This window comes from Phaeocystidibacter marisrubri (genome assembly GCF_008933165.1).
In the GTDB taxonomy this organism is placed as follows: domain Bacteria; phylum Bacteroidota; class Bacteroidia; order Flavobacteriales; family Schleiferiaceae; genus Phaeocystidibacter; species Phaeocystidibacter marisrubri.
The window spans coordinates 140,468-166,970 of sequence record NZ_WBVQ01000003.1; the positions used below are offsets into that span (position 1 = coordinate 140,468).

The window sequence follows — 26,503 nt, forward strand, 5'->3', positions numbered from 1 at the left end:
ACAAAGGTAACTTCGCAGCACCGTTCACGCAAGATAGCTGGGCACTGATTCGTATTACAATGAACAAAAATTCGTCAGGAATAAACAATTTTTTGAGTCAAATTCTTCAATCCTTATCCCTTGATAGTGTGGTGGTTGAGGCGATTCCTTTAAGCGGAGGTGATATTCACGACGTGTATTTGGTTGCAAATGAGTCAAGTAGGTATGTTGTCAAAGTAAATACCTCGGAAATGCCTGCCGATGTATTTCGATTGGAATCGGATGGTCTAAATGCCTTAAAAGTAGTAGGGGAGTTGCGTGTTCCAGAGGTGATCGGTGTGATGTCGGAGGAGGAACTGTCGGCTTTGGTTCTTGAATACTTGCCTTCCGAGAGAGGGGATATATTGAATTTTGGACAGCAATTGGCTCGACATCACAAGGTGGCTCAGGCTAATTTTGGATGGCATGTAGATAATTATATCGGGCGACTGCCCCAAGTGAATACGCCCACCGTGAGTTGGGAAGATTTCTGGGCAGAGCATCGCATTGGTCCTCTTGTGAGAGCACTACGAGATGCGGCATCGTTTACTTCCAGTGAAGTTCGGGTTTTTGACGAACTCATTCACCGAACGGCTGTACTCGTTCCCGAAGAGTCCCCTTCTTTATTGCACGGCGATCTGTGGTCTGGAAATGTTTTACCCACTGCTAGCTCCTATGCGGTTATTGATCCTGCCGTGTATGCCGGACATCGAGAAATGGACTTGGCAATGATGAAGCTGTTTGGCGGATTTTCAACAGCGGCCTTTGATGCTTATAACGACGAATATCCACTCGAAAATCAATGGGAGGAAAGGATGGGTTTTCATCAAATCTATCCTCTATTGGTTCACGCAAGATTGTTTGGCGGGCTCTACATTCATCAAAGTATAGAAATGGCTCGGCGTTATTTGTGAGGGATGGCCAGCAGCTCAGATCCTGCTATGGCGTAGTATTTTGTTCCCGTGGGACCTTCGTGTTTCATCTTTCCGGTAAGTCGGCCAAATGCTGGAAGCACGAACTTGTGAGGTTCATGGACAAAGCAAGGTAGCGTGATGGATTGTCGAGCTTTACCTACTAGGTGCACACCTGGGTGAAGGTGGCCACAGAGTTGCATTCCTGTGCTAGATTCGCGAGGGTGATGGCGCCATTCAAGGTTTGCCTCCATATATCCCTCTTCAATCACATCCACTCTGGCTCGTTTATAAAAAGACGGATCCATGATGTCGTGATTGCCTTCAACCAAAATAAATTGGGTTTCAAAAAAGTGTTTTCTCAGATCGATAAATCGTTCCCATTCTGTGTTGTATTCCGAATGGAAGAGGTCTCCGAGAAATACAATTCGCTTGGGTTGATGGAGCCTCAGTTGATAGGCAATTCGATCGAGATCTAAATTTCCTGTTTTTCCTGATATCGAAATTCCCGCCTTTCGAAAATGGGTCGCTTTCCCCAAATGGACATCACTCAAAAACAGGGTAGATGCACTTGGCCACCACAGGGTTCGCTCTGCGGAGAGGTGCATAATGTTATCGGCAAGTGAAATTTCCATTCTCAAAAGTAGCCACGAAGTGCAGTCACAACAAGTGTGTAAAGTGAATGTTATCCACTAAACGCCGATTGGTAACATAACTCTAAGGTCGAATTAAATCCATCCTTACACTGTAGAAGTACACTTGTGAACAAATACAGTTCATATGAAAATATTCTACTCTTTGATGGGGCTTTTGGCCTTCACAACTGCGGGATTCTCGCAAAACTTGGTTGATCTTTCACTAGCGGGCACGTATGAAACAGGTGTGTTTGACGATGGCGCTATGGAGATTCTTGCTCACGATCCTGTGAATCATCATGTATTCGTAGTGAATGCGAGCACTAAGTCTATCGATATCCTCGATATTTCTACTCCGAGCAACATTACGAAGGTGACGAGCATTGATCTCAGTCCTTATGGTAAGGCGGCAAACTCGGTTTCTTTCTTTGGAGGATATGTAGTAGCTGCGGTAGAAGACACCGTTAAACAAGCCAATGGTAAAGCGGTTTTCTTTGATGATCAGGGAACGTATGTTGCCCATGTTATGGTAGGCGCTTTGCCTGATATGGTAACTTTCTCCCACGATGGCAACACCGTTTTGGTTGCCAATGAAGGTGAGCCTAACGATGATTACACGGTGGATCCAGAGGGGACCGTGAGCATTATTGATGTAAGTGGTGGAGTTGCCAATGTAACACAATCGGACGTTACGGAAATCAACTTCCAATCTTTCAACAACAATTACGATCAGGACATTCGTGTTTTCGGTCCGGGTGCAACACTAGCCATGGATTTGGAGCCAGAGTACATTGCTCTTTCTGCCGATGATGCCTTTGCCTACGTTGTGATGCAAGAGAACAATGCAATGGCAAAAATCGATCTTTCAACCAACACGGTGGTTTCACTAAAAGCCCTTGGTTTTAAAGATTGGATGGCGGGCGACAATGTTCTGGATGCAAGTAATACAGCAGCATCTGTTGATCTGAGACATTGGCCTATCTATGGAATGTATCAGCCTGATGCTATGGTGGCATTTGAGCACAATGGCAGCACATACCTTGCAACAGCAAACGAAGGAGATTCTCGCGATTACGACGGGTTTAGCGAAGAAGACCGCGTGAAAGATTTGTTGTTGGATTCCGTGGTTTTCCCGAACTACGCCAATCTTCAAATGAACGATTCCCTAGGAAGAATGAACATCACCACAACTTTGGGTGATACCGATAATGATGGATATTACGAAGAGCTATATGCCTACGGTGCACGTTCATTCTCTATCTGGGATAGCAATATGAACTTGGTGTACGATTCAGAAGGCGATATCGCCTCAAATGTTTTCCTAGACTATCCGAATGAGTTCAACTCAAACAACGACGATAACACTTCTTTCAAGAGTCGTTCTGACGATAAGGGAGTTGAGCCAGAAGCTGTTGAAGTAGCTGTGATTAACGGAACGCGAGTACTGTTTGTAGGTTTGGAAAGAATGGGTGGTGTAATCGTTTACGACATCACTAACCCAATGGCTCCCCAGTTTGTGAGCTACTTCCTCAACCGCAATTTCAACGTAGATGCAGACGCTCCTGGTGCGGGTGACCTAGCTCCGGAAGATTTGGTATTTATCTCTGCGGCAGAGAGTCCAACTGGCTACCCACTTCTTGCAAGTGCAAACGAAGTAAGCGGAACATTCTCTCTTTACAACATCGGTGGTACTATCGGTTTGGAAGAAGTAGTGAAGGAAAGCGCAATCTTCGCTTACCCAAATCCAGTTGTAGATGTAGTGACTTTCAACAAAGACATTGAAAATGGTCTTCTCTACGACATGAATGGACGCGTGGTTAGTGAAGTGAAAGGTTCGGAAGCCGATCTTTCTGACCTTGCAGCGGGTCTCTACATTTTGATGGCCGACAACGTGAAAGGCCTTCAGATTTTGAAGAAATAAGACAATTTCACTTGTGGTTAAACCCGAGGTTCAGTTTTTTGAATCTCGGGTTTTTTGCATCCGGCAGTTGGTATTTCCCGCATGTCTAATTGCCTAAAGCCAACCAACGTTCAAGCCATGGAAATGCTGGAATTCTGTGTAGAAATTGGGTGTTGGAAATGAAGCGAAATCCTTCGTTTTCCAACCCTTATATAGTCTCTTTCGTAAATGGAGTACTAACTAAACGACTCTCTATGAAAGGATTAAAAAGACTATTCTTAGCTTTTATTTCAGTCATTGCTTTACCAGTATGGTCCCAGCCGGTGATCTACACGCGGATTGCTGGAACCCCACCTCCAACTGATTTCCTAATAGACAATAATGGAAATGATGTTTGGATGGCTACAACGCCAGGCATCTCCCACGTGACCATTAATAATGGGACGGCTACGGTTCAACGCTACTTGGACACTGGTGCCTTTCCTCAACCCTTTTTCTGTATTGATAAAAGAGGGAATACCGTAGTAGCTGGTGGCTATGGCGAAGTGGCAAAATTCAATGGTACGAGTTGGTCGGTGTATTCTTGGATTAATACCGCTCTTCCATTAACCATACAATACGATGAGGTAGCCATTGAAGCCTCAGGTAAGATTTGGCTTCGCGATTATCGAGATTCTGTATACACTTTAGATGGAACTACGGTTCAGCGCATTGGTCAGGGAAAAGCCATCGCGGTTCATCCTACACAAAACATAGCCTATGTGGCCTCAGCCATTCCTCAAGATGGCATTGTGAGAATTCGAAATGGGGTTAGAGATACCCTACCTCTGATTTCTAGTATTATCACCAAGAACATGATTCGGAAATTGGAATTTGTAGACGGGTATCTCTTTGTCGAATCCGTGAATGGTCTGTTTGCATGGGATGGCAATCAGTGGATCACTCACTTTAACAGCGTTGTGCAACAATCAGCCCCCCTCTCTAACGGGCGATTTGCTTTTATCGAACAAAGTGATGTTTGGTTCGAGTCCAATGGTAACAACACGGATACGCTGGGAATTCCTTCACATACAAGTGCGCGCAGCATCAATCAATTGGAGTCACACAATGATTACCTCTATTATTTTGATGGATTCTCCCTCGTAAAGGTGTTTCCAGAATTGTTGAATAAGCGGTCGCAGGGAACCATTTCTAACGGCCGACTAGAATTGGGCTTCTCTTCTGTGGGTAGTTTATTCAGAAAGTTTGACTCACATGATCTGAATTCTTCATTCTTTAGACTAGACAACCGAAATGTTGTTTTTGCTGGCAATTTATGGATGAGTGGTACCAAGAATGGATCTCCTATGGTTGGAGCTGAGGAGTACAGAATGAATTCTCTAGTGATGTCGTCTGGGCCATATAGCACTCAGGTGGATTCGGCTTTCTTGGCTAAATACGACCGAGTGTGGGTGGTAACCAAAGCCAAGTTGAACGACATAAGTCGAATTACGGCAGCTCTCTTTACGTTATGCCCGAAGGGATTGCAACATGGCCGGGCAATGGAGATGAATCCAAAGGGGAAGGTAGAATTCTCGCACCATTTGTGGATCGCAATTTCAATGGTATTTACGAACCGAAGAAGGGAGACTATCCTCAAATCAGAGGTGATGAATGTGCGTACTTCATCTATAACGACTCTCGAGGTCCAGTTCAGTTTGCCTCGAGTTCAGGCGCGGGTATGGAGGTGCATGGAATGGCCTTCGTATATGACACGACAGATCCTGCCATCAACAAAACACTATTCTTGAGCTATCGGGTGATTAACCGCGATGTAACTCCGATTGACAATATGAAATTGGGTATGTGGGTAGATTACGATTTAGGTTTCCCGAACGATGATTTGTTGCAGTCGGATAGTGTATTGCAAATCTCGTATGCCCAAAATGCGGACAACAACGATGAAGGGCCGCTAGGTTTTGGGGCGTATCCACCAGCCGTTGGCGTTATGGGCTTGAGCGAGGATTTTACAGGGCACATGTATTATGTCAATTCCACCAGTACGATCAATGGCAATATTGGAGTATTCACGGACATTCAGAATTACATGCGTCAGCAGTTTAAGAATGGCAGTCCTTTGCGCGCCGAAGTAGGTGGAGATGGTTATGATCAATCTGGCACTTTGCCAAGAACGCATTGGGCTTTTAATGATCAATTGGGATGGAGTTCTGGAACGATGGATGACAATCGCTCTATTCTCACAACCAGTGAGCAGACCCTCAATGCTGGGGAAGAGTGGTGTCTCGATTTGGCATTTGTCGTGGGACAAGATTCTTCAGCTATGGCATTCCAGAACTCTGTTCTTGATATGAAGAATAACATGGGAGTTACGGAAACATTCTATCAGTCTAAATCCTTCCCATGTTTGAGTGAAGGCGTTTCTCTTGAAGAAGAACATGCCATTCGTTTTGATCTGTATCCGAATCCAGTGGGGCCAGAAGGTAAAGTTCATCTTACTTCTCCTGAGTTCATCGCGAAGTATGAGGTGTACAATTTACTTGGACAAAAAGTGGACGAACTACAATTGTCCTCGCCGCAGAACGAATTGGAGATCAACTTGTCAGGATATGCTCCTGGTGGTTACCTTATTCGAGCAACATCCCGCGAAGGCGGAATACACACAGAGGTGGTGATAGTGCAATAGACTACCCGAGTTGTTCTAGGCCTTCTTCGATAGATGACACGAAGGCAATTTGCCCTGTGCGATTACTCTCTTTTATAAAATCGCGCAGGGCATTGCTTTTAACTTCTTGAAAGTGCCCTACAATAGCTAGCTTCATTCTATAGTTTGAAAACTTTTGGAGGATGTCTCCAGCTAAACCCGACCGAAGTTCGAAGAAGTCAGGATGCAGTTGATCATGGCGGAGAATTACTGCTTCAAATCCATTGAAATAGAGATTACCCAAGAGGTCAACCCCTTCTTCTGTAGAGGAAATAGCGGGTCCATCAAGCTCAACTTCAGCAATTCGTTTTCCTTTGAAAGTGTGATCAATGAAATTCATGGTTCAACAGGCTGGAGGTGTTTGGCGCTCATCCATCCACAGTAGAATAGGTTGTCATAATCCAAGTAAGGCAGGACTGTTCTAGCGGGGTAGGCTCGCATTTGCATGTAATACCATACGTCTCCATTTTGGTCAATCGCTTTTCCAATAATCCAACCTCGTGCGTTTTGTGGGAAAGTGGCAATTACATTGGTTTTTTCAGCGTCTTGGGCATCTACCACAGTTGTGGTTGTGTCTATTCCGGGAGAGTAACGCATGTTCAATTCTGGGCTTGTTACGCGGTATTCACGATAGGCGGCCTGGGAGTTGTTACTTGGGAATTCTGTAGATTGATAATAGATGTAGGCTTTGTCAATCTGTATCCGCATGGGGGAGCCGAGCGTGAGATAGTGCAGGTCTAGGGTGTGAATAGCACCACAGCAAGTAACATTGAGGATGGACAAGGACTCCAGCTTTTTCTCGTACATGAAAAATTCCGTGATCGTTCCAATCTCATGGAGTAGTACCTCGAATTGCGATGAATCCCTTCTCAGAACCAGCACGATATCTCCCTCCACACCATCCGAGCCGTTGTAAATGATGTCAAAGTCGCCATCGTTATCCATGTCGATCACATGACAATCTCTTAGCAAGTTGTACTCCGTTTGATCTAAGTCTACCAAATACTGTTTCAATTTGGAATGTGCCGTACGGATAAAAGCGGCCTTTTTGCTTTGGGAAATTGGCTCTAACTCACTCCAATTCACTTGGCCGAATATTGGGGTGAATAAGAGGGTAGATAGCAGAGAGAGGAGAAGATTATGTGACATGAGGCAGTTTGAAATGGATATAAAGATATCTAATCACCTCGTTTTTCCTCCTCAATTTACCGACCTTGTTCTTATGGAAGATCAGCAATGCATTATCACGAACTCCTACACTTCGCCAGTTGGAGAGTTAATCCTCGGTTCGTGGGGAGATTCTCTGTGTTTGTGCGATTGGCGCTATCGAGATATGAGAGAGGCCATTGATCGTAGGATTAGCAATGGATTAAACGCGGAATTTAAAGAAGGAGACAGTGAGGTGATTCGCGCAACCATCTATCAATTGGATGCCTATTTTAGCAAGGAGCTTCATCATTTTACCATTCCTCTAGTATTGGTTGGAACGGATTTCCAGAAATTGGTTTGGAATGAACTCCTCACCATTCCACATGGCCAGACGATTTCTTATCATGAATTATCTCGACGTCTCGGGGACCTTGGAGCCATACGGGCAGTAGCGTCCGCGAATGGAGCGAATGCGATTTCTCTATTGGTGCCTTGCCATCGTGTAATTGGCTCAGATGGAAGTTTGGTAGGGTATGCAGGCGGTATTCGTGCCAAACAGAAACTCCTAGAGCTAGAGGGGATGAGTGAGCAGTTGTCGATGTTTTGATTACGTCTTGAGCCAAAAAAAGGGATCGAACTTCCGTCCGATCCCTTCATTATTTAAGTTGTTCTTCAGTCTCCTGACACCAGTTACCCGGCACCAGTCGTCATCAGTCCAGCGTACGCTTCACTTCAACTTCTTCGTAAGATTCGATGATATCACCGACCTTAATATCGTTGAAGTTGTTCACGTTAAGACCACACTCGTAGCCTTTGCTTACTTCTTTCACGTCGTCTTTGAAACGCTTCAGTGATCCTAGTTCACCAGAGTAAACTACCACGCCGTCGCGGATAACGCGAATTTTGTTGTTTCGCTTGATAACACCGTCGAGAACCATACAACCTGCGATGGTACCCACTTTAGAGATTTTGAAGGTTTCACGTACTTCTACGTTACCTACAATTTCCTCTTTCACTTCGGCAGACAACATACCTTCCATCGCTGATCTAATCTCATCGATAGCATCGTAGATGATAGAGTAGAGTCGGATATCAATGTCTTCCTTCTCAGCTAACTTGCGAGCTGTAGAACTTGGACGAACTTGGAAACCTACGATGACAGCATCTGATGCAGAGGCGAGTAGTACGTCGCTTTCCGTGATCTGACCAACGGCCTTGTGGATGATGTTCACTTGAATTTCTTCCGTACTCAAGCGTTGCAATGAGTCAGAAAGGGCTTCAATAGAACCGTCCACGTCACCTTTAAGGATAATGTTGAGTTCTTTAAAGTCACCCACAGCAAGACGACGTCCGATTTCTTCGAGCGTAAGGTTCTTCTGTGAACGTGCACTTTGTTCGCGAGCCAATTGCTGACGCTTTTGAGCGATTTGCTTTGCTTCGCGCTCGTCTTCCATTACCATGAAGGCATCACCTGCTTGAGGAGCACCGTCTAGACCGAGTAGTTCAACCGGTGTAGATGGACCTGCTTCTGTAATGCGGTGACCGCGTTCGTCGAGCATTGCACGAACTTTACCACTGTATTGACCTGCAAGAACGTAGTCGCCAATACGGAGTGTACCGTTTTGAACGAGGATAGTTGAAACGTAACCACGACCCTTATCGAGCATGGCTTCTACAACCGTACCTCTTGCATTTCTATTCGCATTGGCTTTGAGGTCGAGGATTTCGGCTTCAAGCAATACTTTTTCAAGGAGTTCTTGTACGCCGGTACCCTTCTTCGCAGAAACGTCTTGAGACTGGATTTTACCGCCCCAATCTTCTACGAGTAGGTTCATACCTGCCAATTGCTCCTTAATCTTCTCTGGATTCGCTGCTTCACGGTCAACTTTGTTGATCGCAAATACGATAGGGACACCTGCCGCTTGAGCGTGGCTGATGGCTTCTTTCGTCTGAGGCATCACTGCATCGTCAGCCGCAACTACGATAATCGCAACGTCGGTTGCTTGAGCACCACGAGCACGCATCGCTGTAAAGGCTTCGTGACCCGGTGTATCGAGGAACGTGATGGTTTGACCACTCTCGAGAGTTACGTTATATGCACCGATGTGCTGGGTGATACCCCCTGCTTCACCTGCAATCACATTCGTACTACGGATGTAATCGAGTAGGGACGTTTTACCGTGGTCAACGTGACCCATTACGGTAACGATTGGTGAACGAGGAGTAAGATCTTCTGGAGCATCTTCTTCGTCTGCAACCGCTTCTGTTACGTCTTGATCAACGAATTCTACTTGGTATCCAAATTCTTCCGCAACAATTTGGAGAGTTTCTCCATCCAAACGTTGGTTCATGGTTACCATCATACCGAGAGACATACAAGTAGAGATGATCTGGTTGACGTTCACATTCATCATGTTCGCCAATTCCGTTGCAGTAACGAATTCCGTTACCTTCAATACTTTGCTTTCTTCCTCTCGCTGCATTTCGGCCAAAGCCTCCGCTTCACGACGTTCATCACGACGTGCACGGCGCATTTTGGACGATTTCGACTTTTTATTTCCAGTCAGCTTCTCAAGAGTTTCCTTGATTTGCTGTGAAATTTGTTCGTCGGTCAATTCAACTTTACCCGTTTTCTTACGAGCCGTTGCGTGTTGTCCTTTGCCGCGGTTTCCACCACCTTGGTTTCCACCTTGGTTGTTTCCACCTTGTCCAGGGCCATTTGTACGAATGCGCTTGCGCTTATTCTTTTTATCGCCAACAGGTTCAGTAGACGAGGCTACTTTCTTCTTCTTAGGCTTTTCGAATTTCGAAAGGTCGATTTTAGCACCAGTAAACTTAGGTCCGTCAAGTTTAACGTACTTGGTTTCGTGCTTGCCATCGCCTGGTTTCGCCTCTTCCGTTGCTTCCTTCGCAGGAGCTTCTGGGGTAGGTTCTGCCTTTGGCTTGTCTTTCGATTCTATCTTAGGAGTCGGTTTCTCAGCAGCCTTCTCTTCAGCTTTAGCTGCGGGCTTTTCAGCCTTAGGTGCAGGTTTTTCAGCTTTTGGAGCGGGTTCTGCCTTCTTTTCCTCCTTCTTAGGTTCCGGCTTCTTTTTCTTCTTCTGAGACTCTAGGTCGATTTTACCCACTGCTTTTAGTCCACCCAACTGGCGCTTAGCACGGATAACACCGTCGTCTGCAACTTCTTCTTTTGGAGCTTCTACTTCAGCTGCTGGAGCGGGTTTCTCCTCCTTCGGAGCCTCTTCTACAACTGGTTTTTCAGCCTCCACTTCCGGAGCCGGTTTTTCAACAACGGGCTCGGGTTCAGGAGTTGGTTCTGGTTTCGCAGGAGCTTCCTTAACCTCTTCTACGGCAGGCTCCTTTGGAGCTGGTGCCTCTTTAGCGGCCGGAGCTTCTGGTTCAGATGTACCTGATTCGGTCGCTTCTTCTTCATCCTTGTGACGCAGAGCCTCTTTCTCAGCGCGGAGAATTTCTTTCTCCTCACGCTTCTGTTGGGTAACCTGCTCTGAAGCCTCCTTCTTGCTTTTATCCGCCTGGAACTGGTCAACCAGTAGGCCGTATTGCTCTTGGTTGAGTTTGGAGTTCGGGTTTCTATCAACCTCATGTCCGTGCTCTGCCAAGTACTCCACAGCTCGATCTAGCGAGATGTTTAGCTCAGTTAGGGCTTTGCGTATCCGAATAGGTGCACTCATATACTTACTTACTTCTCTTCTCTTTTCTTTTGTTGGTTCTTCTGTGGTTTATCAGTCTTCAAATTCCTGATTCAACACTTTGCGAACCTCTTGAATAGTCTCTTCTTCGAGATCTGTTCTGCTAACGAGGTCTTCCACAGAAAGCTTCAACACGCTCTTAGCTGTATCACAGCCAATTGCTTTTAGTTCGTCGATGATCCAATCTTCGATTTCGTCTCCGAATTCGGTCAATTCAACATCTTCATCTTCTTCATCATCGCGGTAAACATCGATTTCATAACCGGTTAGTTTACCTGCGAGACGGATATTGTGGCCTCCTCTACCAATGGCCAACGACACTTGATCTGGCTTGAGGAATACGTCTACGCGCTTGTCCTCTTCATTGATGGTGAGGTTAGTAATCTTAGCAGGTGAAAGCGCGCGTTGGATGAACAACTGAGTGTTCGCCGTGTAGTTGATCACGTCGATATTCTCGTTGCGCAATTCGCGAACGATACCGTGGATACGTGAACCTTTCATACCCACACAAGCTCCTACTGGATCAATGCGGTCATCATAAGATTCTACAGCCACTTTCGCTTTTTCACCAGGAACACGAACCACTTCTTTCACAACAATCAACCCGTCAAATACCTCTGGGATCTCTTGCTCGAACAACTTCTCGAGGAAGCGTGGGTCTGTTCTTGATAGAATGACAACGGGCTTAGTGCCTTTGAAGTCAACTCGACTTACAACCGAACGAACGGTGTCGCCCTTGCGGAAGAAGTCTTTTTCTGGAATCATTTCGCTCTTCGGCAAAATGAGTTCGTTTTGTTCGTCGTCATAGATGATGATTTCGCGGTGACGCACGTGGTGTACCTCTCCGGCGATGATTTCACCTTCCATGTCTTTATAGCGCTTGAAGAGCTCGCCATTGTCGTGCTCTTGAATGCGCGAAACCAAGTTTTGGCGGAAAGCAAGAACAAAGCGACGACCGAGGTCGATCAACTTCACTTCCTCAGAAACTTCTTCACCCACCTCAAAATCAGGCTCAATTTTTAGAGCTTCTTTGAGTTCGATTTCCATGTTTTCATCCTCAACTTCGCCATCGGCAACGATGATTCGGTTTCTCCAAATCTCTAAGTCACCTTTGTCGGGATTGACGATAACATCGAAGTTGTCATCCGTACCATACTTCTTCTTAAGCTGGTTTCGGAATGATTCTTCAATAAAAGCCATCAGGGTTACCCGATCGATGTTCTTCTCATCTTTAAATTCCGAGAAGGATTCGATGATCGCGTGATTTTCCATTGCTACAACCCGGTTAAAACTTGAATTCCAATTTTGTTTCGGCGATTTGATCAAAAGTTAGATCGAATCTCTCCGTAACAGTTTTCTTTCCTTTTCCTACTTCTTTCGCAACGCGTTTCTGCGTTTCCAAAGTGATGCCGGCTTCAGTTACTTCCACCATCAACCCTTCGTGCGTTGCACCGTCAGTTGTCCGAACACTTACAGATTTGCCAACGTTCTTCACGTATTGGCGGTGCACTTTGAATGGATTGAACATTCCTGGTGACGAAACTTCAAGAGAAAAATCTTGCGAGTCTCGGTCTAGGTCACCTTCAATCTTCCGACTAATCATCTTGAGATCTCCCAATCCGATTCCACCCTCTTTGTCGGCGTAAACCATGATGTTACCTCCAGCACTCACGTGGAGCTCTACTAAGAATGCGCCTCGTTCTTCGAGGGCTTCTTCTACTATTGGTCGTACTTGTTCTTCCGTCATAGGGCAATAAAGAAGGGGACTCCTTGTCCCCTCCGCTGTCTTCCATTTCGCGGCAAATATACAAATTAATTGCCATCAGACCACACCATTAAGTATCCATTCATCTATTAATGAAGGCAATGCCTGTCCTGCAGGTTTTTGGACGTGTCTCGCATGTGCAATTGGAGATTCACTCATGTCGCCCGGATCCACCAGTGTAACACGACAGTTTTGAGGTGTTTCATGAACCAAACCCGCTGCGGGATAGACCACTAGAGAGGTGCCGACTACGAGTAGGTGGGTGGCAGTCCGACAAATTTCTACCGCTTGTTCAATGGCGGGAACGGGTTCGCCGAACCAAACAACATGGGGTCGAAGTGGACTTCCATCTTCGGCTTTATCTCCGTTTTCAATAGGGCCATATCCCCAGTTGACTATCAAATCGGGTTGAATACTGCTCCGAGCTTTGGTGAGTTCGCCGTGTAAATGGAGCACATTGGACGATCCAGCTCTTTCGTGTAAATCGTCTATGTTTTGGGTGATGATGGTGACATCAAAATGTCTTTCGGCCTTGACTAAAGCGAAGTGGCCGGCATTGGGCTGAACGGTTTCCAATTGTGCTCTCCGCATATTGTAGAAGCGTTGAACCATGTCAGGGTCTCGTTGAAACGCCTCGGGAGTCGCCACGTCGTACACGCTGTGGTTTTCCCACAAGCCGTCGTGATCGCGAAAGGTTTTTAACCCGCTTTCGGCACTCATTCCCGCTCCAGTTAATACAACAATGTGGTCTTTTTTCATACTTCCAATGTAGTTACTAAATCCATGAATGGCATTGAAATGATGCGGTAGGTGATTGCAAACGGCTAAGTCCCATAATCCAAATTCTATCTTTTATTTTCGTTGCGAATACGGATGTTCTTCTGTGTTTAGCAGCCCCGCCCGGCAACCTATTTCTAGTATGAAACAGCGATTTACAATTGCGGCGGTTCTGCTGTGCTCAGCTTCTTCCTTTTCGCAGTACTGCAACTTTACTTCTGGAAACTGGCCGTATACACTGCACTCGAATGGAGGGAGTTTCGTGATCTCATCGGCCAACCCAGATTTTCCCATTGGCACCTCGTATGGTTTTGAAAATTCAGATGCACTGGTCGCAGCGGGAGGTGAGGTGGTGTTGAACATGGGTGTTGTGAACACTTCTAACGCACCCTTTTCCCATCTCTCATTTATTGTCGGAGCGTATGGAATGAATGGTTCGGGTAAGGGAATGGACTTGGGAACAGATTTCATAAAGGTGCAGATTCGAACGTCTTCTGTCGCTTCGTGGAAAGAGGTGTTTCGAATTCGCGGATATGGAAATTCAATGTGGGCAATGGATGGCGCGTTGTCTGCAAATTCTTTACTGACTCCTGTTTATACGCCAGACGATGGCGGTGTGCTGGAATCAGATAGAGCGATTTCTCGATTTACCGTAGACGATTTGCCTATGGCAGATTCACTTTTTATACGGTTTGTCTTGTATTCCGATCGAGCGGTGGAAGAGTGGGGGTTGGATGAAATCGAGCTTCATCCAACGACGTATTGGACGAATGCTTCTGGTGATGGACAGGTATTAACCGCCTCAAATTGGTCGGGAGGAGTAGTGCCGGATTCTACTTCTACGTTGTATTGGTCGGATACCCTGTCGCTATTGCCTGCCGTTGTTCCCTCCGTTTCTCGTTTAATTACTGCTGTTTCTGGGCGTGTGACGTTTCCGAACACCTCGGTTGTGGCAGGAGAGTGGCTGCACACGGGAGGTGTAATGGTATCGAATACTGGCGTTGAGCTCAGTGGCGAGTTGGGAAGTGGAGAATTGATTGTGGTTCGCGATTCCGTGGAAGGGAGCTTATCGGTTTCACGTGTATTCCCATTCACAGAGGGATATCGTCATGTTTCGGTACCACTTCACTCCACTTGGAACGATGTGTCAGACGATGCTTCACAAGTGAACTACAATTTAGGCCGCTCTTCTTCTGTTTTCGGGTGGGATGCGACGAATGAGAACTGGTATGCTTTTGCGAATGGTACACAGGCTACCAAAGCGCTTCCAGCAGCATTGTTCGGTGGTCCGAGTTGGTTGGATTCGAGCACAGTTATTCGGGTTTCTGGTGAAATTTCACAAACGGACACCTTTACAGTATTTTACGGTAGCCCAAATGGAAACTCGCCATTTGCTACTCCAATTGGGAATGAGGGATGGAATTTTATCGGCAATCCTTTTCCATATTCCCTATCTGCAAGGGCTCTCTTATCCGACCCTGATTACCCCACTGAATTGTCGCCCACCCTGTACATTTGGAATGGGAGAACCAAGACGTATTCCTCATTCAATCTAACAACGGGTGCTTCTTCCAATGGTAGTTCAATGATTCAGCCATGGCAGGCTTTCTGGGTACAGTTTAGTTCGGATCCGGGGATATTCAGAACGGTGAAAGTGAAGCCAGAGCACCGTGGGTTCTCCCATCGAACGGGGTTAGCCAAGTCTCAAGTTCACATTACTGATATAGTGGTGAAAGGCTCACTAGGCGAACGAAGAGTCTCTCTTGCAGATGTTCCGTTGGCAGATCTACAATGGGAATCGGAATACGACCAATATCAACGAAACTACAGGGATTTTGAAGTTTATTTCACCGGAAGTGCGGCCAGTGGAGGCGAAGTGAGAATTGCTGTGAAATCGTTAGATCCTGCCAATGCGGGTGGAGTGCCGCTGATTGTAGAATGTGCAAAAGGGGAAGTCATAGAAATAAGTATGGAGAACGCACAAGAGGATTGGTGGTTGGAGGATGTCCAAAGCGACGAGTGGTATCAAGTCAATACAAAGTCACACACTTATGTTTCAGAGCAGAACACTCCACGCAAGTTTAGAATGTGGCGTACTCCTCCACTTTCCGTGGTCGAAGTGGCACACGATGATTTCTTGGTTCCAATATTCCGTCACGGTAAATGGCAAGAAATGGACTCTCGCCATTGGGAGTTACTGGATATGCAAGGGAGGATCGTGATGTCGCTTCAGCCAAATGAAGTGCGGATATCTACATGTGCACCTGGAATTTACATTTGGAGAAGTGAGGGTTGTGCGCAGAAAGTGGTGGTTCAGCCTTACTGAATCCACAAGGCAATGAAGTACGCAGCCGCCGATGCAATCACTCCTACCAGAGTGGTCTTCAAAGCACCTTTCATGGGGCGTTGTCCAATGATTTTACTCTTCCAGTAACCAAAAGTAAAGAGAGCTGCTACGGTAAATATGGATGAATAGAGTAGCCCTTCATTAGGGTGATCTGTGATGAAGTAACCCGTGAGTGGAACGAGGCCACCGGCAACATAGGCCAAAGCGATGTTTGCTGCGCTCTTCTTCGCTTGATGAATTTCAGGTTCATCGAGCTCAAGTTCAAACCGCATCATGAAGTCCACCCACTTGTCTTTGTCCTTGGCAAGATCATCCGCTACTTCTGAGCTCAGAGAAGGAGAAATGCCGTATTCTTCGAGAATTTCGCGGATTTCTTCTTTCTCTTTTTCAGGAAGGTGGTCCACTTCCCAGTACTCGCGTTTGCGTTCTGCTTGGTAGTGTTCATATTCGGTGGTGCCCGCTAGATATCCACCCAATCCCATGGCAATGGAACCCGCTACAATCTCCGCGAGACCAGCGGTGATAATAATGGTGTTGCTATCGAGCGCTCCACTCAATCCTGCTGTCAATGCGAAAGGAACCGTGAGGCCGTCTGCCATACCAATGACAATGTCTCGTACAAATTGAGAGCCTTCAAAGTGCTCTTCTTTATGATCGTGATGTGACATGCTCGAATATCGGAATATTCAAACGTAAATGATGGAAAGTGAAGCCATCAATGAAAGATAGCTCCAGTTGGCCCTGGTTTAGGGAAGTACGGAACGGTGACTTCAGGAAGGAAATCCGCTGAATTGATACAGCCTTCGCCGTCAGTTACTTGAATGAGTTCGAAGGCGTCTGCGGTACCTGGCATGCTCAAGGTGTAAGGAGAACTCGGAATGTTTACGCTTTGGGTTCCGCCACTGCCTGTGTATTCATATTGAACGACCCATGGAGCTGTTCCTGTCAATGTTAGTTCTATGTCATAGGGTTCTTCTAAACAAATGGAATCAATGTCGTAGTCCACCGTAGGAAGGGGATTTATGTGGATGTAATAATAGGTCTGGTGGCCTGATGAAGATTCTACCGCTTTGAGAATGAAATCGCCACTAATACTGTCTACATCCAATTCAATTTCTCCGTCGTTGCTTGAAATGCTCTTATCGATGGTGCCAGCGCTAGCTCCTGTAAATGTCCAATTGTAAGAATGGGAGAGATCGTTATAAAGAGCCGAGTAGTTCACATTGGAGGTGGCTGAACAAAGGGTGTCGAACACTTCCATGTAGGCTGGACAATATCCACCGGATTCCTGACTTCCGTCTGCGGCGTTCGTACCGTCAATGGAGATGTTGTCTACGTATCCATTGGTATAGGCATCCAGCCAAGTCCACCTGAACTGAACCTTACCGTAGCCTGTATAATTGATAGGAATGGATTCGTTGATTGTATTAGTTGGATTGCCACCTACATTCAAATACCAGAAACGGTAGGTGTGGTTGAGTACGGTAACAGCTGTAGCGTCGGATGGATCAATAATCGTAACCGTTAGGTTGATGTAGCCTCCTGTTTGGTTGAGTAGTTTATGCTGAAACTCTATTGTGGAATTTCCGTTGAATTGGATATAGGGAGATGTGATGCTCGATTCTCCTAACAGACCACTGATGGTGGCATCTCCCAAAGGTCTATTGCCACCGTTATTAAGCGCTACAGAAGAGTTGGGCTTAGAAACAGTAGCGTTATCGAATTCCCAACAATCACTTTCCGATGTGCTCACGTTGTTATGATCAAAGTCTTCCTCTACTTGAGCGAAGATTGAAACCGAGCAGAACAGAAAAAGCACAACGAGTCCAAATGACCGCATGACTGCAATATTGAGAGTTCGCCTAATGACGAACATAGGTTAGGAATTCAAAAATCAGAAATCAAAACGTAGTATGGAAGCGAAGCCCTGTACTATGATTCTGACAGGGAATATGTACGAAACAAAAAGCCTCCCAGATTTTGGGAGGCTTTCATCATGTGAATATTCAGCGGATTTATTCTGATTTATCAGCGTTTTCCTCTGATGAGTTATCTTCTTTAGTAGGAGCTGTAGAGCTAGGGAGATTCACAGCATCCTTGCCCAAGAACTCAGGGATGTTCATGCCTGCCATTTCGAACATATCCTTTAAAGGAGGAACACTTTGGTAGAGGTTAGAAACGAAATTTGCTGTAGAGCTACGTTCGCCTTTTCCGCCGCCGTTGTCCCAAACGGTAACCTTATCAATCTTAATATTCTTGATTGCTTCCGCTTGAAGTTTAACGAGTTCAGGTAGTTTGTCGGCCACCAATAGCATAACGGCATCGCGAGCATTGTCTCCAGCCGCAGCAACGATTTTATCCAAACCTTCAGCCTGCTTGGTAAGCATTTCATACATACCGCGTGCTTCTGCTTCTAGTTTCGCATAAATCGCATCCGCTTCACCTCGTGCTTTTTCACGTTGTTGTTCGGCATCTGCTTGCGCTTCAATAATCAATTTTTGTTTTTGAATTTCGGCGCTTACTACCACGTTTGCATTTTGAGAAGCACGTTCTCTTTCTGCACGGGCAGCTTCGGCTTTCTTCTCTGCGTCATAGGCTTCTTCCAAAGCGCGAGCCGCTTGAACTTTCTCTGCGGCGGTTGCTTTTCTCAGGGCTTCTGCCTCGGCCTCTCTACGAACCGCGTCGGAGTTAGCAACTGTTACCTTCGATCTGTTTTCCCCTTCAACTGCAGTTGCATTTGCCTCTGCTGTTTTAATACGAGTATCTCTATCTGCATTCACCTTACCAATGCTCTCGTCACGAGACGCTTCGGCGATAAGGATTTCGCGATCCTTGTTGGCAACGGCTACGTTCGAGTCACGGTCACGAATCATTTCAGCAACGCGGATATCACGTTCCTTATCGGCTTGGGTTTTACCAATGGCACCCATTTGTTCCTGTTCTGCTACACGAACTACGGCTTCGTTAATGGCTTTAGCAGCTGCTTCCTTACCTAGCGCTTCGATGTAGCCTGATTCATCCTTGATGTCGGTTACGTTCACGTTGATCAACTTCAAACCGATTTTCTTCAATTCCGCTTCCACGTTGGCGGCAACGTTGGCGAGGAACTTATCGCGGTTATTGTTGATTTCTTCGATGTCCATGGTAGCAACTACCAAACGAAGTTGACCAAAGATGATGTCTTTCGCGAGGTCGTGAATTTCTTGACGTCCCAATCCGAGGAGGCGTTCAGCCGCGTTGTTCATCGTTCCCGGCTCAGTAGAGATGGCTACTGTAAATCGAGAAGGAACATCTACACGGATATTCTGACGAGAGAGTGCATTGGTCAATCCAACTTCAAGAGAGAGTGGAGTTAGGTCCATAAAGGCATAATCTTGCACAATAGGCCAAACGAATGCGGCACCCCCGTGAATACATCTTGCGGACAGTGCACCTTCGGAGTTGCTTCCTACTTTACCGTAGACAACCAAAATTCTGTCGGATGGACAGCGCTTGTAACGGCGAAGTAAAAGTTGAATGATTGCGAAAACCGCAATGATGCCAATAATGACACCGATAATTATAAAAGTAGAGCCCTGATCGTTCATTTGATTATTTGAGTTTTTCGACGATTAGTACATTTCCAGGTCGCACAGAGGTAACCGAAACGGCCGTGCCAGTGCTGAGTGTTTCTGATTCTGTGGTTACGGCATCGAGCTCGTGCGTACTGCCTTGCACCGCGAGTTGAACTTTGCCCTTGCCGCTTTGATTGGCAGGGATAGGGATGTAAACAGTGCCTACTTTCCCGATGGCGTTGTTGATTTTCATACTGCCATCTTGCTTCAATTTGCTGATTTGTGACATCAACCAAGCCATGATGAACACCATCACCAAACCTGCAACAACACCCACGATAATGGATGTTATCTTGGAATAACCTTCGGCATAGGTGCCCAAGCCAAACCAACCCAACATGGTCACGAAGATGACGAGGTTTCGGAAGGTGAAGAATTGATACCCCACTCCGTCGTCCGTCTCTACAAGTTCATCAGAATCGCCAAAGGCACTGTCTGAATCGCCAATGAGTAGAGCGCTTGCAAGTTGAAAAATGAAAAAAGTGGAACCGATTAACGCACAGCCCCACAACACTTGGGCGAAAGAATCATAACTCGCCCACCAATCTGATATTGACATTTGAAAGAGAATTGCTAGAAACGAAATGTACGAATTTCCGTGCTATTTCCAGCAGTCGATGTCAAGATTCGATTACTTATTGAGGCTGAGGTGCGTAGGTTTTCAGAATGGACTGGAGTGCGTGTGAGTCTAGTGGTTTGAGGAACACATTGTCCATACCCGCTCGCAGAGCAGCATCGTGCATGGAAGGTGAACTGTTGGAGGTGAGAGCAACGATTTTGGGTAGGGTTATTTGAAGTTTCTGTAGTTTCTCCACTACTTCAATACCCGTCATGATCGGCATTTGAATGTCCATGAAGACCAAGTCGTAGGTCTTGGTACAAATGGCGGAATAGGCTTCACCACCATTGATGGCGAATTCGGGAATCAATCCGATTTTAGAAAAGATTTTTCCAATGATGAAGCGATTGATCTCTTGATCTTCCGCAACGAGAACTTTCAGCGCAGTTTCACTCATGCCTTTCATTCAATCGAATTAGAAAAATCAAAGAGTCGGACGAATCCGACTCCTTGATTGAATGCCGCTGACACAACCTGTCTCTCTCTCTCGCTCTCTCAAGTTGCTAAGTCTTGGGGGGACTTCCAGCGGCATTTTTCGTTACAAGTACTACTACTACACTCTGTAACTTGTCTCTCAACTATGGGACAAAGTAAGTGTAGAAAGCACGCTTACAATTCACTATTTCGATGAACGGCAGATATATTCGATGAATGGATGCATTTGAGGAATGATCCTATTCATGCTTATCTATTTCTCCTAACACCATCTGCACACTTTAGTTCACGTAAGACAGGTGATTCGTTGATTTTTTTTCATCACCCCCCATTCCATTTACTCATTGTTAAGGTGCGTACAAGCATTGCGTATTGGGTTGACCCGATTCTAAAATTACATTCGTACCTAATGAAGAATCTCTAAATCTCTCCTATGAAAAAGACGTTACTATTATTGCTGAGTGTTTTATCCTTTGGATTAAGCGCATCTCATATTAAAGGAGGGCAATTGTACTGGGATGCTTTGGGAAGCAATTCCTACAAAGTTTACCTCGAACTGTACCCCGAGTGTTCTTCACCTACACCGCCATCTACCACTCCCGTAGTGATTGATGGATCCAACGTTAACCTAAACTTTGTTTCTCAGACCTTCGTTGCTTCTAGCTGCACCACTTGTACGGGAAATGAACATGTGGTTTGGCTTTATGAAGCCACGGTTAACAATATCGTGGTGCCACCAGCTATTGGCTATTCCACCTTTTCATGGACAAGTTGTTGTAGAACGTTCTCGGCTAACTTGGTAGGTGCTCCCAGCATTGGGTTTGAGAGCAGAATGTATCCAGCAGGCCAGAATAAAAGTAGCGCACGCATTGACCCTGAGTTTTTGATGTCGACCTACAATGGAAAGCGATCGTTTTTATATGTTGAAAACCCTTCGTTTGACAGCGTGTTCGTGGATCATGCACCTTCGGGTTACGTTGCAAATGGACAGTTTGTTCCAGCGACTTACAGTTCTGGCTTCAGCGCGACGAACCCAACTTCGGCCAATGACTTTTTAAGTCCAGATGGTTATTTTGAATCGGGTTCTTCTACCAGTGGAATGTACTTCGTTTCCTTTAAATCCAAGGCATTCACACAGCAAGGCATTCCTACTTCAGATGTGCAAATTGAGTTTGCCATCAATCCGATTGGATCGAGTTCAGGTACCAACCCACCTACGCAATCTGTTATTCCGGTTCAGGGCTATGGAGCGTGGACAACAAGTGATTCCATTGTTTATACGACTACCGCATCTCCAGGAGATAGTGTGAAGGTCGAATTCCAATCCTATGACATGGATTTGGATGCGAACTTCCTTCCTGAACAGATAACAGCACAGTTGGAAATGGCAGCTACAATTCCGGGGAATCCGGTGCTTACACCTGTAGCTCCGCAGTCTGGGTTAACGAGCTCGATGACGAATAACACCATCTTTAGTTGGGAGGTTCCGCAAAACATCAATCCAGGTGTTTACCATTTTGCGGTTCGTGTTTTTGACAATCACTGTCCAAATCCTGGACATTCAATGAGAATGTTGAAGGTGGTGATTCCCAACAATAATTTGGATGTAGACACCTTTGGAATATGTACCAATAGTTTTGTTCAATTGGTTGCTCCTACTTCAGGTGGTACTTACTCTTGGAGTCCATCCACAGGTTTGAGCAGTGCAAATACAGCGGTAACCATCGCCTCGCCTTCAACCACCACAACCTACACCGTTTCAGTGGATGGGGTTGCTAGAGGGCAGTATACCGTAGAAGTTAATCAGCCAATAACACCCGTAGTGACACTATCCTCGGGTGGACAGCTCGAATTGTCTAACGCCTCTTCTTTTGACGCCTTCGCGTTCCTATATTATTACATTCCTTTTAGCTTCAACACTTCTCCAATAACCGTAAGCGTACCAGGTTTGTACCATGCCGTTGGTTTGAATGGTGGATGTTTTAGCCTGTCAGATTCGGTGATGGTAACTCAAGACTCTCTGGCTACTTCACTTCTGGTGAATCAACCGGTAGATACGAGTGAGTTTGTGGTGTTTGATCATCAATCTTCCTATCAAATGGAAATTGCTGTTGGTGGGTTTGATGCCACATTGGAAGTTTTGCAGATTATCATTCCAGGAGCTGAGATGACAGGTAAAACTGGAAATGTTCGCTTGGAAGTAACTCATTACGATGGTACGGTTTACTCTGTGAATGCAACGCCTTATGGTGGACATTCTCTCGCTTTCTACATGCCTGCTCCTGTAGTGTTCTTCGAAAGCGGTCAGTCCAACCTCGAGCTCATTGTTGATAGTGGCTCCGTTTCACTTCCGCTTGTTCAAGACGAAGCATTCCCATACTTCTTCGGTGATTTAGGAAGAGTTCTATCCGTGAATGGTTCGCTACAGGGCGCGGCACTGACCGATGATATCATTCCATTTGTCCTTCGCGGTTCTTGGAGTGTTGGTCTAGAAGAAGTAGCAGCCGACTTGGTGGTTTACCCTCAACCTGCGAAAGATGAGATTCGCATTGATGGATTGATTGATAATACACACTTCTCTCTTGTTGATTTGAATGGTCGCACTTTGAAAGAAGGCATATTGTCTACCGATGGTAGGATTGATGTTGCTGAGTTTTCAAATGGCGTTTATGTGCTTAACCTTGTCGATGGAAACTACTCGACGTCACTACAAATTATAGTACAACATTGATTCATTGATCATGGACGCTCAACTCTCCCCCGGCATTTGTCGGGGGATTTTTTCTTACCTCCAAGAACGATAACTTCGCCTAGATTGCACAAGACAAGAAAGTTCACCGTAGTCGATATTAAAACGCACCCATAGATGAAGAAATTAGTACTCGCCACATTTTCACTTCTGTTCAGTTTGTCAGCCCTTGCCAACCACTATGTCGGTGGGCAGATCTATTGGGATGCAGTAGGAAACGGGAAGTATGTGTTTTATTTGGATAGGATTGAACAGTGTAATATGGGATTCCCTCCCATGCATAGAACGCTTAAAGCGCGCGTGTCTGGAGTGAGCATTTCTGTGAGACTGCAAAACACGTATCAAATGTGGTCGAATTGTGCATGTTCCAACAGCACATTGCAGGTGCAACACTTTATGAGTGATACCATTAGCTTCTCTCTAGGGTCAGCAACTTTTGACGATATCTATTATGAAGAGTGTTGTAGATCTACAACCATGATGAATACGAGTGACGTTGGAATCGTGGTTACTAGTAGGTTTTACAATACGGGCGTGAATCATTCCAGTGCTCGTTTCGACTTGGTTGAAATGCAAAATTCCAGTCAGAGCGATGAGATTCACTTGAGAGTGAGTACACCTCAAGCCGACAGCACACATTTCGTGAAATCCACGCCTGTCGTGGGTGTGTTTGGCAGCACGTTTAGCTATGCTACCTACAACTCGGGATTCAGCGCTACAAATCAGGTTTCATCTGCTGAAATGCTAGATCAAGCGGGACTCTTTAAGGGGAATACAACGACAACGGGTCTTTATGCCATCTCGCTACAATCAGACCAGTTCTTGCCAGGTGGGTTGAAAACCGCAGAGATCAAGCTTGAAACCATTTTGAGCGTTACCCCACTGGCTTCGGTTACCAACAACAGCCCAGACGATACGACCCTTGTATTGAGTGGAAACTGGCAATCGATCAATACTACCGGATATTCAACTACAGCTCAGCCGGGAGACAGTTTACACCTGCGTTTTTTGAGTATCGATACAGATCTAGACTCAAATTTTCAGCCTCAAACCATTACGGCAAGTATGAAAGGTGACCTGAATCCTGGTACCAATGGCGTTTCCTTCTTCCCTCAATACCCTCAAAGTTCACTGAGCAGCAGCTACAGTAATAATGTTGAATTTTTATGGGAAGTTCCAGCGGGGATGAGTCCGGGAATTTACAATTTCAATGTTCAGTTCGTAGACGACTACTGTGATCAGCCGGGACAAACAGTTATTCCTATAGAAGTTACAATTCCGGGTTTTACTCTGAAGACAGATTCCCTAGCTACTTGTACTGGGAAGTCGGTGGCGATGGCCTCGCCAAGAGGGGGTGCCGTTTATTCGTGGACGCCAACTACCGGCTTATCCTCTCCATCGTCACCTGTTACAGATGCCTCACCATCAAGTTCAACCCTCTACACCATTACAGTTGATGGTATTGTAGCGGGAGAGTACTATGTAGATGTTGTAGGATCTGGAGCTCCGATCGCTTCAACGGCATCAGCTACTTCCATTGAGATCACCAATCCGGAGCGCTATGAAAATCACGCTTTTCACTATGGATATGTACCCGTTTCTTTCAACGATACTGTTCTGAATACCCAGGCAACGGGAATGTACCACATTGTGGGTCAGAAGTTAAATTGCTTCGAGACATCGTCTCAAGTAACCTTAGGACAGGATACACTCCAGAGCTTCTATATGCTCAGCAAAAATAGGGGGTGGGATGAATATGTCATTTTTGATTCCGCAGATACCTACGATATGAGTTTGCGTATTGGAAGCGACACCAAGTACATCTTTGCGCGACAATTCATCATTCCAGGTGTCCAGCTTTACGGTGCCAATGCAGGTGTTGACTTAGAAGTTCGAGGAGATGCGGGGTATGTAGATACCATTCCGGGTGTGATGTACGGCGGACATTCCATGCTCTTTGAATTGCCGAGCAACGAATCGTTTACCCTTGTCGCTCACTTCATATTGCACTTCACAGGGGATTCCATCCAAATACCATTGATGCAAAACCGCACCCTGCCGTATGCCAATGGCTATTATTTTGTGACGGCGGTGAATGGAAGCTTGAATGGATCTCCGTTGTACAACGATATCGTTCCCTTCTTTATCAAAGGAGGAACGGGAGTAGGAGTGAGCGAATGGGAGGGAGAAGAGTTTGTGATTTACCCTCAACCTGCTCAATCTCAACTAACTCTTGAAGGAGTAGGTGAAGGAGCAGAGTACACCTTGTATTCTATTACAGGAGCTGCAGTTTCTGAAGGAATATTGACTGGAGATCAGACGATTTCAGTTGAGGATCTTCCCTCAGGAGTTTATGTGATCCAAGTGGTAGAAGACGGTCGAGTGAGTAGTCAGAAAATCCAAGTGCAAAGATAATTGTCGACAAATCAGCCAGACAGACATCCCGCTCATTGGGTGTTGGTAAGTGGAGTGAAAGTGCAGACATTGTTATAAATCAACGACCATTTTTTCAACGGAAGACCCCATTGACTTCGGACAGTGGGGTTTTTTCTTTTCCAGTAGTTGGCGATTCAAGGAATATCTGATCCCGACTCTCTTTCTTTTACAGATTCGATACATTTGAAATCTCACTCAGGAAATCACTATGGCATTTAGCTTATTTAAAAAACGCGATTCCGAAAAGCGCAACACTGTTCTCTCCGCGCTGGATTTACAACCGGGGTCTACGTTTAACTATCATTCCAAATCTTGGAAAGTAGCAGAGTCTTACCGCTACGACTGGGGAGATGATGACTTTTCATTTGATCATAAAGTTGTTTGTGGAGAAGAGTCGTTTGCGCTCAGTGTAGAGGAGTATGATTGGATCCGAATGGTAAAGACCACTCCTATAGTGAACGAGGATTTGCACCGTCAATTTGTAGAAGCCTATGCTACAGATAGTGCATTGCCTAAGCGATTCGACCACAATGGGTGCACCTTTGAATTGGTTGAGACCGCTCCTGGATACGTGTCAGAATGGGATTCGGACGAGGCAGAAGAATTGATTAATTACGATTACGAGGACATCGCGAATAGAAGTCATGTATTTAGCGTAGAGCAATACGATGAGGACGAGTTCGAAATGTTTGAGGGACACAAATTGGGGACGATAGAAATCACTAGAATTAGTCAATGAT

At 45.8% G+C, this 26,503-nt stretch carries 21 protein-coding genes; 9 read left to right on the top strand and 12 right to left on the bottom strand.

Features of this window, described 5'->3' with window-relative positions; all coding sequences use genetic code 11:
• The first annotated feature begins 92 nt into the window (after positions 1 to 92).
• Positions 93 to 932: a fructosamine kinase family protein gene (locus F8C82_RS13755; protein ID WP_170266277.1), complete on the top strand. Its 840-nt coding sequence runs from the start codon at positions 93 to 95 to the stop codon at positions 930 to 932.
• Here the strand turns inward: F8C82_RS13755 and pdeM are convergent.
• On the bottom strand, positions 923 to 1,564 hold the full coding sequence (gene pdeM / locus F8C82_RS13760; RefSeq protein WP_151694198.1) for a ligase-associated DNA damage response endonuclease PdeM: 642 nt from the start codon (positions 1,562 to 1,564) through the stop codon (positions 923 to 925). The genes F8C82_RS13755 and pdeM overlap by 10 nt on opposite strands.
• 145 nt (positions 1,565 to 1,709) lie before the next feature.
• Here pdeM and F8C82_RS13765 point away from each other — a divergent pair, with 145 nt between their 5' ends.
• The 3 genes from F8C82_RS13765 (at position 1,710) to F8C82_RS13770 (ending at position 6,147) form a co-directional block, all read left to right on the top strand.
• A complete protein-coding gene (locus F8C82_RS13765; protein WP_151694199.1) occupies positions 1,710 to 3,485 on the top strand; it encodes a choice-of-anchor I family protein in 1,776 nt (591 codons plus the stop codon).
• A gap of 233 nt (positions 3,486 to 3,718) precedes the next feature.
• Positions 3,719 to 5,254 carry a PQQ-like beta-propeller repeat protein gene (locus F8C82_RS14795; protein ID WP_170266278.1) on the top strand — a complete coding sequence of 512 codons (1,536 nt, stop codon included), beginning with the start codon at positions 3,719 to 3,721 and terminating at the stop codon, positions 5,252 to 5,254.
• Positions 5,200 to 6,147, top strand: coding sequence for a T9SS type A sorting domain-containing protein (locus tag F8C82_RS13770; protein WP_170266279.1), 948 nt, complete (start codon positions 5,200 to 5,202; stop codon positions 6,145 to 6,147). Before F8C82_RS14795 ends, F8C82_RS13770 begins: the two co-directional genes overlap by 55 nt.
• 1 nt (position 6,148) lies before the next feature.
• Here the strand turns inward: F8C82_RS13770 and F8C82_RS13775 are convergent, their stop codons facing one another.
• Both F8C82_RS13775 and F8C82_RS13780 read right to left on the bottom strand, forming a co-directional pair.
• Positions 6,149 to 6,505 carry a DUF4180 domain-containing protein gene (locus F8C82_RS13775; RefSeq protein ID WP_151694201.1) on the bottom strand — a complete coding sequence of 119 codons (357 nt, stop codon included), beginning with the start codon at positions 6,503 to 6,505 and terminating at the stop codon, positions 6,149 to 6,151.
• Positions 6,502 to 7,314 carry a hypothetical protein gene (locus F8C82_RS13780; RefSeq protein WP_151694202.1) on the bottom strand — a complete coding sequence of 271 codons (813 nt, stop codon included), beginning with the start codon at positions 7,312 to 7,314 and terminating at the stop codon, positions 6,502 to 6,504. Before F8C82_RS13780 ends, F8C82_RS13775 begins: the two co-directional genes overlap by 4 nt.
• On the opposite strand from F8C82_RS13780, the gene F8C82_RS13785 reads away from it, so the two are divergent.
• Complete coding sequence (locus tag F8C82_RS13785) at positions 7,313 to 7,921, top strand: methylated-DNA--[protein]-cysteine S-methyltransferase (RefSeq protein ID WP_223279602.1); 609 nt, start codon at positions 7,313 to 7,315, stop codon at positions 7,919 to 7,921. The two genes, F8C82_RS13780 and F8C82_RS13785, sit on opposite strands and share 2 nt — an antisense overlap.
• Before the next feature lie 103 nt (positions 7,922 to 8,024).
• Here F8C82_RS13785 and infB read toward each other — a convergent pair whose 3' ends face one another.
• From infB to F8C82_RS13805, 4 genes are all read right to left on the bottom strand, one after another.
• Positions 8,025 to 11,003 (bottom strand): translation initiation factor IF-2, encoded by a 2,979-nt coding sequence (gene infB / locus F8C82_RS13790; RefSeq protein ID WP_151694203.1) that lies wholly within the window; start codon positions 11,001 to 11,003, stop codon positions 8,025 to 8,027.
• A gap of 51 nt (positions 11,004 to 11,054) precedes the next feature.
• The gene (nusA, locus tag F8C82_RS13795; protein WP_151694204.1) at positions 11,055 to 12,293 is read right to left on the bottom strand and encodes a transcription termination factor NusA; all 1,239 of its coding nucleotides are present in this window, start codon (positions 12,291 to 12,293) and stop codon (positions 11,055 to 11,057) included.
• 13 nt (positions 12,294 to 12,306) lie between these two features.
• Positions 12,307 to 12,768 (bottom strand): ribosome assembly cofactor RimP, encoded by a 462-nt coding sequence (gene rimP, locus F8C82_RS13800; protein ID WP_151694205.1) that lies wholly within the window; start codon positions 12,766 to 12,768, stop codon positions 12,307 to 12,309.
• A gap of 75 nt (positions 12,769 to 12,843) precedes the next feature.
• Positions 12,844 to 13,545: an SIR2 family NAD-dependent protein deacylase gene (locus tag F8C82_RS13805; protein WP_151694206.1), complete on the bottom strand. Its 702-nt coding sequence runs from the start codon at positions 13,543 to 13,545 to the stop codon at positions 12,844 to 12,846.
• 160 nt (positions 13,546 to 13,705) lie between these two features.
• Between F8C82_RS13805 and F8C82_RS13810 the strand changes: the two genes are divergently transcribed.
• Positions 13,706 to 15,889, top strand: a complete 2,184-nt coding sequence (locus F8C82_RS13810) for a hypothetical protein (RefSeq protein WP_151694207.1) — start codon at positions 13,706 to 13,708, stop codon at positions 15,887 to 15,889.
• Here F8C82_RS13810 and F8C82_RS13815 read toward each other — a convergent pair.
• The 5 genes from F8C82_RS13815 to F8C82_RS13835 form a co-directional block, all read right to left on the bottom strand.
• Positions 15,883 to 16,578: a VIT1/CCC1 transporter family protein gene (locus F8C82_RS13815; RefSeq protein ID WP_151694208.1), complete on the bottom strand. Its 696-nt coding sequence runs from the start codon at positions 16,576 to 16,578 to the stop codon at positions 15,883 to 15,885. The genes F8C82_RS13810 and F8C82_RS13815 overlap by 7 nt on opposite strands.
• Positions 16,579 to 16,625: 47 nt before the next feature.
• Positions 16,626 to 17,750 (bottom strand): hypothetical protein, encoded by a 1,125-nt coding sequence (locus F8C82_RS13820; protein WP_151694209.1) that lies wholly within the window; start codon positions 17,748 to 17,750, stop codon positions 16,626 to 16,628.
• A 175-nt stretch (positions 17,751 to 17,925) separates the two neighbouring features.
• Positions 17,926 to 19,497 carry a flotillin family protein gene (locus tag F8C82_RS13825; RefSeq protein ID WP_151694210.1) on the bottom strand — a complete coding sequence of 524 codons (1,572 nt, stop codon included), beginning with the start codon at positions 19,495 to 19,497 and terminating at the stop codon, positions 17,926 to 17,928.
• A gap of 4 nt (positions 19,498 to 19,501) precedes the next feature.
• The gene (locus F8C82_RS13830; RefSeq protein ID WP_151694211.1) at positions 19,502 to 20,083 is read right to left on the bottom strand and encodes an NfeD family protein; all 582 of its coding nucleotides are present in this window, start codon (positions 20,081 to 20,083) and stop codon (positions 19,502 to 19,504) included.
• A gap of 76 nt (positions 20,084 to 20,159) precedes the next feature.
• Entirely contained in the window at positions 20,160 to 20,549 is a 390-nt protein-coding gene (locus F8C82_RS13835) for a response regulator (protein WP_151694212.1), read from the bottom strand.
• 462 nt (positions 20,550 to 21,011) lie between these two features.
• Here F8C82_RS13835 and F8C82_RS13840 point away from each other — a divergent pair, with 462 nt between their 5' ends.
• From F8C82_RS13840 to F8C82_RS13850, 3 genes are all read left to right on the top strand, one after another.
• Positions 21,012 to 23,309, top strand: coding sequence for a T9SS type A sorting domain-containing protein (locus tag F8C82_RS13840; RefSeq protein ID WP_151694213.1), 2,298 nt, complete (start codon positions 21,012 to 21,014; stop codon positions 23,307 to 23,309).
• A gap of 135 nt (positions 23,310 to 23,444) precedes the next feature.
• Entirely contained in the window at positions 23,445 to 25,742 is a 2,298-nt protein-coding gene (locus F8C82_RS13845; RefSeq protein ID WP_151694214.1) for a T9SS type A sorting domain-containing protein, read from the top strand.
• A 229-nt stretch (positions 25,743 to 25,971) separates the two neighbouring features.
• Positions 25,972 to 26,502, top strand: a complete 531-nt coding sequence (locus tag F8C82_RS13850) for a DUF4178 domain-containing protein (protein WP_151694215.1) — start codon at positions 25,972 to 25,974, stop codon at positions 26,500 to 26,502.
• Position 26,503 lies beyond the last annotated feature (1 nt).